Annotated in this window: 8 protein-coding genes and 1 pseudogene; 4 read left to right on the top strand and 5 right to left on the bottom strand. The window is 43.4% G+C overall.

Annotated elements, in window-relative coordinates:
* Positions 1-33: 33 nt before the first annotated feature.
* The 4 genes from AAC006_RS19515 to fusA all read left to right on the top strand — a co-directional run bounded on the left by AAC006_RS19515 (position 34) and on the right by fusA (position 4,552).
* Positions 34-690: an alpha/beta family hydrolase gene (locus tag AAC006_RS19515; protein ID WP_126873889.1), complete on the top strand. Its 657-nt coding sequence runs from the start codon at positions 34-36 to the stop codon at positions 688-690.
* A gap of 37 nt (positions 691-727) precedes the next feature.
* Complete coding sequence (locus AAC006_RS19520) at positions 728-1,186, top strand: DUF423 domain-containing protein (RefSeq protein WP_126873888.1); 459 nt, start codon at positions 728-730, stop codon at positions 1,184-1,186.
* Complete coding sequence (gene rlmM / locus AAC006_RS19525; RefSeq protein WP_126873887.1) at positions 1,179-2,273, top strand: 23S rRNA (cytidine(2498)-2'-O)-methyltransferase RlmM; 1,095 nt, start codon at positions 1,179-1,181, stop codon at positions 2,271-2,273. Before AAC006_RS19520 ends, rlmM begins: the two co-directional genes overlap by 8 nt.
* A gap of 194 nt (positions 2,274-2,467) precedes the next feature.
* Positions 2,468-4,552, top strand: coding sequence for an elongation factor G (fusA, locus tag AAC006_RS19530; RefSeq protein ID WP_126873886.1), 2,085 nt, complete (start codon positions 2,468-2,470; stop codon positions 4,550-4,552).
* Positions 4,553-4,651: 99 nt separating this feature from the next.
* Here the strand turns inward: fusA and cynS are convergent, their stop codons facing one another.
* From cynS to AAC006_RS19555, 5 genes and pseudogenes are all read right to left on the bottom strand, one after another.
* The gene (cynS, locus tag AAC006_RS19535) at positions 4,652-5,101 is read right to left on the bottom strand and encodes a cyanase (protein ID WP_013784675.1); all 450 of its coding nucleotides are present in this window, start codon (positions 5,099-5,101) and stop codon (positions 4,652-4,654) included.
* A gap of 40 nt (positions 5,102-5,141) precedes the next feature.
* Complete coding sequence (locus AAC006_RS19540; RefSeq protein WP_339892316.1) at positions 5,142-6,965, bottom strand: bifunctional protein-serine/threonine kinase/phosphatase; 1,824 nt, start codon at positions 6,963-6,965, stop codon at positions 5,142-5,144.
* Between the two features lie 44 nt (positions 6,966-7,009).
* Entirely contained in the window at positions 7,010-7,858 is an 849-nt protein-coding gene (locus AAC006_RS19545) for a formate/nitrite transporter family protein (protein ID WP_013784673.1), read from the bottom strand.
* 389 nt (positions 7,859-8,247) lie between these two features.
* Positions 8,248-10,275 carry a DUF3488 and transglutaminase-like domain-containing protein gene (locus tag AAC006_RS19550; protein WP_339892317.1) on the bottom strand — a complete coding sequence of 676 codons (2,028 nt, stop codon included), beginning with the start codon at positions 10,273-10,275 and terminating at the stop codon, positions 8,248-8,250.
* Positions 10,272-10,565, bottom strand: a pseudogene (locus AAC006_RS19555) (hypothetical protein); the annotation flags it as partial. The gene AAC006_RS19550 and the pseudogene AAC006_RS19555, both read right to left, overlap by 4 nt.

The following is a 10,565-nucleotide window of genomic DNA, read 5'->3' on the forward strand; positions in this document are numbered from 1 at the left end:
CATTTAAAAATAATACAGATAATGAGTCAGTCGATGTTTGATATTGAAATTCATTCGGTAAATACGGATGGAAAGACTAATGCACCTATAGCACGCCTTATTCTTGCGCACGGCGCGGGTGCCGGTAAGCACCACGATTTTATGCAGGCAATGGCTTCTCAGTTAACTGGCCATAATATTGAAGTGGTATTATTTAACTTTCCCTACATGCAAACCATGATGGAAACGGGAAAGCGTAGGCCGCCAGATAAAGCCGAAAAGTTACTCACACATTTTGCGGCGCTTATCGATGAGGTGGCTAAAACCCAAACTAGTGTACCGACGTTTATTGGCGGTAAATCCATGGGAGGACGCATGGCGACCATGGTACTTGATAAAGCTGAATCAATAGTAGGCGCGATAGCATTCGGTTATCCATTTCACCCTCCAGGTAAGCATGAAAAACTCAGAACCGCCCATTTAGAAACGCTCAAAAAACCACTGCTTATACTGCAAGGCGAACGTGATACCTTCGGGACGAAGGATGAGGTGAGTGCCTATGCGTTATCGAGTACTATTGCGGTTTCTTACCTAACAGACGGCGATCACAGTTTTAAACCCAGAAAGCAAAGTGGCTTTACGTTAGAGACCCATATAGAATGCGCGGCTAAATCGACAGCTGATTTTATAAAAGCACACGTAAATAAATAATGAACCACCATTTAACCTTCGGTTTAACTTACACTCAATGACATGGGCAGGTGCTTTGAATAAGGCAATAAATAACACAGGGTCTGTTGATCAGAACCTAAGTAATAAGCAAGGCCTAAACAAACTCTGGCTGTGTACTGGCATTCTTTTGGCGGCTACTGCAGTTATGCTAGGCGCTTTTGGCGCGCATGGTTTAAAAGCGATATTAGCACCATCGGCACTGACTACATTTGAAATTGGTGTTCGCTACCAGATGTATCATGGTTTAGCCATTGTGGCGCTGCCCGCTTTGTCGGCATACGGTTCGCCTAAATGGCTTAACGCGGTAGCTGCACTTTTTGTGGTTGGCTGTGCGCTGTTCAGTGGCAGTTTATATTTATTAGCAGTCACCGGTAACGGGTTATTTGGCCCCATTACGCCTTTGGGCGGCCTATGCTTTATTATCGGTTGGATAGCATTGGCTGTAGCTGTATTCAAAGGAAAAACTAATGACTAGCATTTTGGCCTATTGTCGCCCTGGCTATGAAAACGACACAGCCAATGAACTGGCTACTCGGTACGGCGAAAAAGAATACTTTGGCTATCCGGTATCAAAATCGAATACGGGCTTTGTGCATTATAATTTGTACGATAATACGAGCCTAGGTAATGCATTGGCATTGTTCGCGGTAAGCGAGTCTATATTTCCCCGCCAATTAATAGGTGTGTTCGCTACGCTTAATGATATTGAAAAAGAGGATAGAGTAGGGCAAGTACTCGACGCGCTAGAAGACGTGTCGCTCGAAGCGCTTACTGGTGCTCATGGTGTATTCGGTGCCATCGATGTTGAATACCCAGATACGGAAGACGGTAAAACCCTTGCGAAATTTTGTAGGAAGTTTACCGTTCCTCTTCGTCAGGCATTAAGAAAGAAGGGCTGGTTATCACCAAAGGAAAACGAGAATAAGCCTAAACTGCATGTTTTCTTCGAGTCTTTTGAAACTTGCTACATAGGCTATAGTCTTGCTGGATATCGCTCTAATGACCATTTAGGCATTTGCCGATTAAAATTTCCGTCCGATTCACCAAGTCGCTCAACCCTCAAGTTGGAAGATGCCTTGGTGAACATGTTAAGTGCTAACGAGCAACGTGAAGTACTTCGCGCTGGCGGTAGAGCAGTAGACTTGGGTGCATGCCCTGGTGGATGGACTTATCAACTAGTTAAACGTGAAATGTACGTTGAAGCGATTGATAATGGGGCTATTGCTGACAGCTTAATGAGCACAGGGCTTGTTGAACACCATGCTGCAGACGGGTTTACTTACAGACCACAATTTGGTCGTGTAGATTTACTAGTGTGTGATATGATAGAGCAACCCGATCGGGTAGCAAAGCTGATGGGTGACTGGTTGGTAAAACATTGGGCCACTCATGCGGTGTTTAATTTAAAGCTACCCATGAAACGACGATATGAAACCGTAATAGAGGCCATGTCGACGTTAATGACCAGATTGAATGCGTTAGACGATGCATTCACTGTCAAGGTAAGACATCTCTATCATGACAGAGATGAAGTTACAGTAACGATTGTACGCACTTCGTGAAACGAGGTGTGTTTTTGTTATTTTTAAAAAAATATCTAATATTCTTATATTATTGATATTTAAATAAAAAATTAATGGTGGCTCGGTTTTTCACAAACGTTTTCAGAGTTTGTGCTAAATAAAGGTGTATCTCTTGTACAGAAATCCTTTATAATCCGGCCGTTTTTTTACTCTGAATCAATGAAAGTGAACTAATGTCAGACTTATCCCTTTACAGAAACATTGGTATTTTCGCCCACGTAGACGCGGGTAAAACTACCACTACAGAACGTATTTTGAAGCTTACTGGTAAAATCCATAAAACCGGTGAAGTACACGACGGTGAGTCAACTACTGACTTCATGGAACAGGAAGCTGAGCGTGGTATTACTATCCAGTCGGCAGCAGTAAGCTGTTTCTGGAAAGATCACCGCTTCAACGTTATCGATACTCCAGGACACGTTGACTTCACAGTTGAAGTTTACCGTTCACTAAAAGTATTAGACGGCGGTATCGGTGTATTCTGTGGTTCTGGTGGTGTTGAACCGCAATCAGAAACTAACTGGCGTTATGCTAACGAATCAGAAGTTGCACGTATTATATTCGTAAACAAATTAGACCGTATGGGTGCTGATTTTTACCGTGTAACTGAGCAAGTACGTAAAGTACTTGGTGCTGTACCACTAGTTATGACGTTACCAATTGGTATCGAAGATGACTTCGTAGGTGTAGTAGACGTATTGACTAAACAAGCATACGTTTGGGATGACACTGGTCTTCCTGAAAACTACGAAATTAAAGACGTTCCTGCAGACATGGTAGACAAAGTTGATGAATACCATGAAATGCTTATCGAAACTGCTGTAGAGCAAGACGATGACCTAATGGAAGCGTACATGGAAGGTGAAACTCCTTCGGTTGAAGACATCAAGCGTTGTATCCGTAAAGGTACACGTGACCTTGCTTTCTTCCCTACGTTCTGTGGTTCTGCATTCAAAAACAAAGGTGTTCAATTAGTACTTGACGCTGTTGTTGACTACTTACCATCTCCTACAGAAGTTGATCCTCAGCCTCTTATGGATGAAGAAGGTAACGAAAATGGCGAACATGCAATCGTATCTGCTGATGAAACGTTTAAAGCGTTAGCATTTAAGATCATGGATGACCGTTTCGGTGCACTAACATTCGTACGTATTTACTCTGGTAAATTGAACAAGGGTGACACCATCCTTAACGCATTTACGGGTAAAACTGAGCGTGTTGGCCGTATGGTTGAGATGCAAGCTGACGAACGTATTGAGTTATCTAGCGCACAAGCGGGTGACATCATTGCTATCGTAGGCATGAAGAACGTACAAACTGGTCACACACTTTGTGATCCGAAAGATCCAGTAACACTAGAGCCAATGGTTTTCCCAACGCCAGTAATCTCGATTGCTGTTCAGCCTAAAGATAAAGGCGGAAACGAGAAAATGGGTATCGCTATCGGTAAGATGATTGCAGAAGATCCTTCGTTCCAAGTTGAAACTGATGAAGATTCAGGCGAAACCATCCTTAAAGGTATGGGTGAGCTTCACTTAGACATCAAAGTAGACATTCTTAAGCGTACTTACGGTGTAGATCTTATTGTTGGTCAACCTCAAGTTGCTTACCGTGAAACTATCACTCAAGAAATTGAAGATAGCTACACGCATAAGAAGCAATCTGGTGGTTCTGGTCAGTTCGGTAAAATCGACTACCGCATCAAGCCTGGCGAAGCGGGTTCTGGCTTTACGTTCACATCATCTGTTGTTGGTGGTAACGTACCGAAAGAATTCTGGCCTGCAGTTGAGAAAGGCTTTAAGTCAATGATGGGCGAAGGTGTTCTAGCTGGCTTCCCAGTACTAGACGTTGAAGTTGAACTTTTTGACGGTGGCTTCCACGCAGTGGATTCATCAGCAATCGCGTTCGAAATCGCTGCTAAAGGCGCTTTCCGCCAATCTATTCCTAAAGCGGGTGCACAACTTCTTGAGCCAATCATGAAAGTTGACGTATTTACGCCGGAAGATCATGTTGGTGATGTAATCGGTGACCTTAACCGTCGTCGTGGTATGCTAAGCGACCAAGAAGCTGGTTTAACTGGCGTTCGCATTAAAGCAGACGTTCCGTTATCAGAAATGTTCGGTTACATCGGTTCACTACGTACAATGACATCTGGTCGTGGTCAGTTCTCTATGGAGTTCTCACACTACGCAGCTTGTCCACAAAACGTAGCTGACAAAGTAATGGAAGAAGCTAAAGCACGTAAAGCAGCTAAGTAATTAGCTACTAACTAGGTAAGCATTCATGCTTACCTTAGTGTTAAGCATATAAAAGCCCGTCTGGAATACCAGACGGGCTTTTTTGTTGCTAAATGCTAATTAATACATCTTGTAGGGTAAGAACTTTCCAGACATCACCACACTTACGCGGTCACCTTTAGGATCGTTCTCGCGTTGCAAATCCATTGAGAAATCGATAGCGCTCATTATGCCGTCTCCAAATTCTTCATGAATAAGTTCTTTTAAGGTTGTGCCATAAACACTGACTAATTCGTACCAGCGATAGATAAGCGGGTCGGTAGGCACTTCGGTCGGCAACGAACCTTTATAAGGCGCAATTTGTAACCAAGCAATGGCTTCATCACTCAGTTCTAGCATTTCGCCCACGGCTGTCGCTTGTTCTTTAGTCATCGCCATTTGCCCTAAACACGCGGCGGTACTCCATTCTTTTGATTGTCCTACCGCTTGGGCAATTTCACTCCATTTAATGCCTTTAGAAATTTTTGAAGACTGGATCATGTCGGTAACTTGAGTTCGATTGGTAATCATTGCATTTCCTTTTTTGAGTGATACGGGTTATTGATAAAAGTTAGTTGTTGCCATAAAGCAGTATGAAGGTAATTACATTACTAATAACTAACAGCAGGGACAGTCCCTGCCAGAATTTAAGTGGGTGACGTTGTATTAATGGCGCGGTCACGCGGTTAAGAAAAGCGGGGCTAGGGTGTCGAAGGTGATAGGTAAACTCAGATAAGCTAGCAAAACGCTTTTCAGGATTAGGCTGTAATGCTCGTTTCAGCGTGGCATCTATCCAAGCTGGAATAGGCCGTCTATCATCAAGCACCGATTGGTATTTGAGTTTGTGCTGCGCCGCCACGGTCCGGGTTTTGGCTACTTGTGTGCCATAAGGAAAGCGGTCGCTGAGTAAGTAATAGGTGAGTACGGCAAGAGAATAAAGGTCGGATTGATCACAGCCACTATCGCCTAAGAAGTATTCTGGAGCAACATAAGCTGCGGTGCCCATAATATCACTCTCTTGTTCAAATAATGCGTCACTAATGCCAGCAACACGGGCCGAACCTAAATCTATTATTTTGCAGTTGCCTGAAGCTTCAATCATGATATTTTCAGGGCGAATGTCTTGATGCAGTAGCCCTTCTCGGTGCATGGCCATTAAGCCTTGTGCTACCTGCTCAATAATACTTCGCACTTTTTCAACATCTGGCTTAGGGTTATCGGTTAGCCACTGGGTTAAGTTCTGCCCTTCAATATATTCGCTAATGGTATACATACATGAAGGCGGCTGAATACGAGTAGGTACGTTAATTACATGGTTGGATTTAATTCGTCGTGCCAGCCATTCTTCTAATGCAAAGTGTTCAAGGTAGTCGCTGTCTTGTGCCAGTTCAGTAGAGGGTATTTTAATAACGATATGTGCTTTGGTATTTTCATCCCACGCTAGGAAAACATGGCTTCTAGCTGACTGGTATAGCTGTCGCTCAATGCGGTAGCCATCTATTGTCTCGCCCACATTCAACTGTTTAATAATGGGAAGTGACGTTTCATCAACAGCATATTCCGGTGTTAAAAACTTGCCATCGCCCACGCTCTCTACCGTTATAAATTGGCAAGAAACGTTATCATTACTGTTGTTTTCTAACGCAAGATCTACAAGGCGTTGCGCGAGGGGCTTGGCGCTCTTTTTTGCAATAGAAGCTTTTGGAATAGAAGTGTTTTGACTAGAAGTGCTATGAGTAGAAGCGTCATTCTCAGATGCATAAACCGGCGATATAAGTGAGGCAAGCGTAGGGGATGAAACATATTCATAAACGCCATCTGTCATTAGAACAAGGGTATCGCCTGCTTTTAGCGGGACCGCGAGGTAATCAATGTCGACATTCGCATGCACACCCAGTGCATTAGCGAGATAAGACTCATGCTTAGAGTGGTTTACTCGATGAGATTGGGTGAGTACTTGTATCCTATCGTCAGAATACAAACAGACTCTAGCATCACCCACATGGAATATATGTGCCGTATCGCCTTTAACGATAACCGCAGAAAAAGTGCATACATAGCCCTTATCAGGGGTATAGCAAAAAGGGCTTTGCTGGGTTTTGGTATATAAAGTGGCATTAATACTTTGTATAACGTTTTTAGCACTTTGCACCACTCCCCAGGTTTCAGGGGTACAATAGTATTGTTTTATGAAATCTTTAATTGCTAAATCACTGGCGATTTGGCTAACCGTACTGCTACTTATGCCATCGGCAAGTGCAAAGGCGGCGCCTTTTAATGATAAAGCTGGGTTGTTACTAGCTGGAATAAACGCATCGCAAGCGTCCTGATTTATAGGCTTAACGCCGGCGCTACTGCATTCGCTATAGTGAAGTGATAAGGATTGAATCTGCATATTAAAAAAGCCCGATACAGAGGAAACGTACCGGGCTTGCTAACTTATACTGTAGCGGCTTTTGCTGGCGCTTTTTCAGCAACAGCAATTTTACGCTTAGGTGCAGTTTTAACGTGTGTGCTGTAAATCGTTAAACCTGTAAACGCTAAACCACCAACAAGGTTACCTAGCGCTGTTGGAATTTCATTCCACACGAAGTAATCCATGATAGAGAACTCACCACCCATGATAAGACCAAATGGGAATAAGAACATGTTCACAACAGAGTGTTCAAAACCCATGAAAAAGAACAGCATGATAGGCATCCACATGGCCAATACTTTACCGCTCACATGAGTAGAGATCATCGCGCCAACTACGCCAAGTGATACCATCCAGTTACACAACATGCCGCGAATAAAAATAGTAAACCAACCTGCAGTACCATGTTCTGCGTAACCCAATGTTCTTGCTTCTCCAATACTAGCTACTTTAGCAGCAATAGCGCCACCATCTACGTTGTAACCCATGGTGAAAATAAAAGACATCATAAAGGCAACAGTCAGTGCGCCACCAAAGTTACCTAAAAACACTAAGCCCCAGTTACGTAAAATTTGTTTAGGGGTAACACCCGGTCGCTTAGCAAGCCAAGCAAGTGGGGTTAATACAAATACACCCGTTAATAGGTCGAAGCCCATTAAATACAGCATACAAAAACCAACCGGGAACAAAACGGCCCCCAGTAAGAAGATGCCGGTTTGCACCGCAATTGTAATAGCAAATACAGCCGCTAACGCTAATATTGCGCCAGCCATAAATGCGCGGATCAGCGTATCTCGTGTAGACATGTAAATTTTAGATTCACCGGCATCTACCATTTTCGTAGCAAACTCGGCGGGAAGTAAATAAGCCATAATTAATCACCCTGATTTGTAATTTATTTAAAATAACGAGCCACATCACTGCTTTCATCGATAGAACAAACGAACAAAAAAAAACGTCCACACCATTCCCTGTTTCCAAAGAAGGTTGTGGACGTCTTTATCCAATTCGATAGATTGTGTTAGCCAGTTTACAAACCGACTCGTACTGTTAAAAGATTAGCGAAAATAGTGCCAAAAAATCATTTTAATGATAACTCCAATTAAATCATTGGGTTATTATTATTTAGTTACGCTAACAAATGATTAAAGTAATCAGCTTCAAACCACAATGGTGCAAATGAAGTGCTAGGGTGCACCGAATTGGTGGTTAATAAACCAAAATTCCACCCCACACTTTTTATTGTTGACTGACTCTAGCGTTATTTGGCTTTGGTTTGCTTTAAGTCTTTTTTCAACGCAGCAAATGTATCTTTTATTGTTCGTTCTTTTTGCCTTCGGCTATCGCGACTTTCATCTGTGGCACTTTGATATAGTGCATGTTCAAAATCTTGGGTGAGCGAGTTAAATAGCGAGGCCGCCTTTGTTGGCAAAAAAGGTTTCACTTGTTTGAAGTATGCGGTGCTTCCTTTGTTCTCTCGCGCTACCTTAGTAAAATTCGACACCAACTCAACAGCGTTTAAATAAATGTGTTGATGTGCAGGCACGGTCGACTTCTTTCTAAGAGGAAAGAACAGCACAAGCAGAAAAATACTGACTATCCCCAGAAGAATCAAAAAGAAGAACGTCATTTTCTTAGAGGTTAAATCGCCAAGAAGCTTTTTTAATAAATCAGTTTGAGTTTGATTGTCAAAACCCAGAACTAATCTACTCCACTGATAATCAAGTTGGCGAAACCATCCTCTGATAGATAAAAACAGTTCAGCTGAATTTAAATTCTTAAACATACCTTCACTGCGAGTTTCATTAAAATCGGCTAACGCTTGTTCTAATCCAAAGGTAATGCGTGATGGTGCCACCATACTAGTAGGATCGTACGAGACCCAAACGCCGTCTATTAATGCTTCTACCCAAGCGTGGGCATCGTATTGGCGAACTTGTATTACGTTGTCACTTAATAATTCGCCACCTTGATAGCCTGTCACCATACGAGCAGGAATGCCCGCAACCCGAAGGGCAAACACCATGGCGCTGGCATAGTGAGCACAAAAACCCGCCTTTGCTTCAAACATAAAGGTGTCGATGGGCGAGTTCGGCATAGCGTCAGGTTGTAAGGTGTAACTAAACCCGTTGGTTTTAAAGTGGCGTAGAATATCTTCGGCAATACTTCGCTCACTGTGCGCATTTGCTTTTAGCTGCTTTACCCACGCTTGAGTACGTACGTTGCTGTCCATCGGGTATTGAATATTAAGTTGATAATCAAAGTCATATATCTCACTAACACGTGGCGTTTCTGGATAATAAGTTAAATAGAACGCTCGTTTGCCGACAATTGGACGCGCCGCACGTAATGCATAATTGAACTGACGCCGCATCTCAGGATTGTCTAAATTTGTGTTTTGAGCCGACACATCAAGAGAATACAGCCAGCGTTGGTTACTGGGCTCTACAATCAATTGATAGTTTTCTGAGGGGGGAAGCGATGCGTCAGTTGAAGGCGCCGCGACACGTCGACCCATAGTTTTAAGCTGTGCCTCAGCTTGTTTTCGTCGTGGGCTAATTGTCCACGTTTTACCGTCAAAGGCTTCCATCGTCATGGCGCGCCAATACCGCTGTTCGGCCAATGGTGGGCGTTGCTCAAAGGTGGCGGTGAACGCTAAATCAGACGACCTCGCCAGCGAGGCAATATCCCCTGGCGTGACCGAATCTGATAACCCTGTTTCATTAGACTTAGACGTAGGCATTTGCCAAAGAGGAGGAAACTGCGGCATCACTACAAATAACAGTGCGGCCAAGGGAAATGCTTGCAGCAGTATTATCGACGATTTACGCATCGACCCCCTAAAACTTCTCGCGGGGGCGTATACCAATGACAATGCGGTGAACAAAAGAACGATAACCGCGACATAGCCTATCCATGCTTCAATACCTAAAGCAAAAATAAAACCACAGCCGACCAGAAATATGCACGAGCAGAATAGCTGTAAAAAATCTTTCGTTTTTGAAAGCAACATAAGCTTCAGCGAGCAGGCAATCACTAAAAGGTTAATCATGCTGTTGAGCAAACCAATAGAAAGACCGAACCAGCCTAGCGCTATTAAGGATAATACGGCTAACAAATTTACGGTGCGGCTACTTGGGTTATATTCTTGCCACCTAAAATACAACGCGCTTTGCATAATAACCGCGCATATGGCAAGTAATATCACCCAAGTTAGCAATGGGGTAAGCAGGCTAAGGGTTAGTACCATAAAGCAGGTGGATAGCAGCATATTTGCTTTATGGTTCATTTACTCAGCCCTTGGAAATCACTGTTGTCTGCGGCTTGCGCGGCAAGAGGAGCCGCCGGAGAGATAGATGCATGACTCGAAGACTTAGCCGAACTAGCATCAAAAGGTGTGTTGGGATAAGTCGCCAGTGCCTTCAGACATTGATGCATGTGTGAAATAGAATTATTGGGGGTAAAGGTTGCACTACCTAGTTTTAAACCGTAGTGCAGACCTTGCGATTGCATCGACACTATTTTTTGAGTCAATGCACTTAATCCTTCTTCTAGCGGGGTGTTAGTCGGCAAACTTAA

Origin of the sequence: uncultured Alteromonas sp. (assembly GCF_963976965.1) — a bacterium.
Taxonomy (GTDB): Bacteria; Pseudomonadota; Gammaproteobacteria; order Enterobacterales; family Alteromonadaceae; genus Alteromonas; species Alteromonas naphthalenivorans.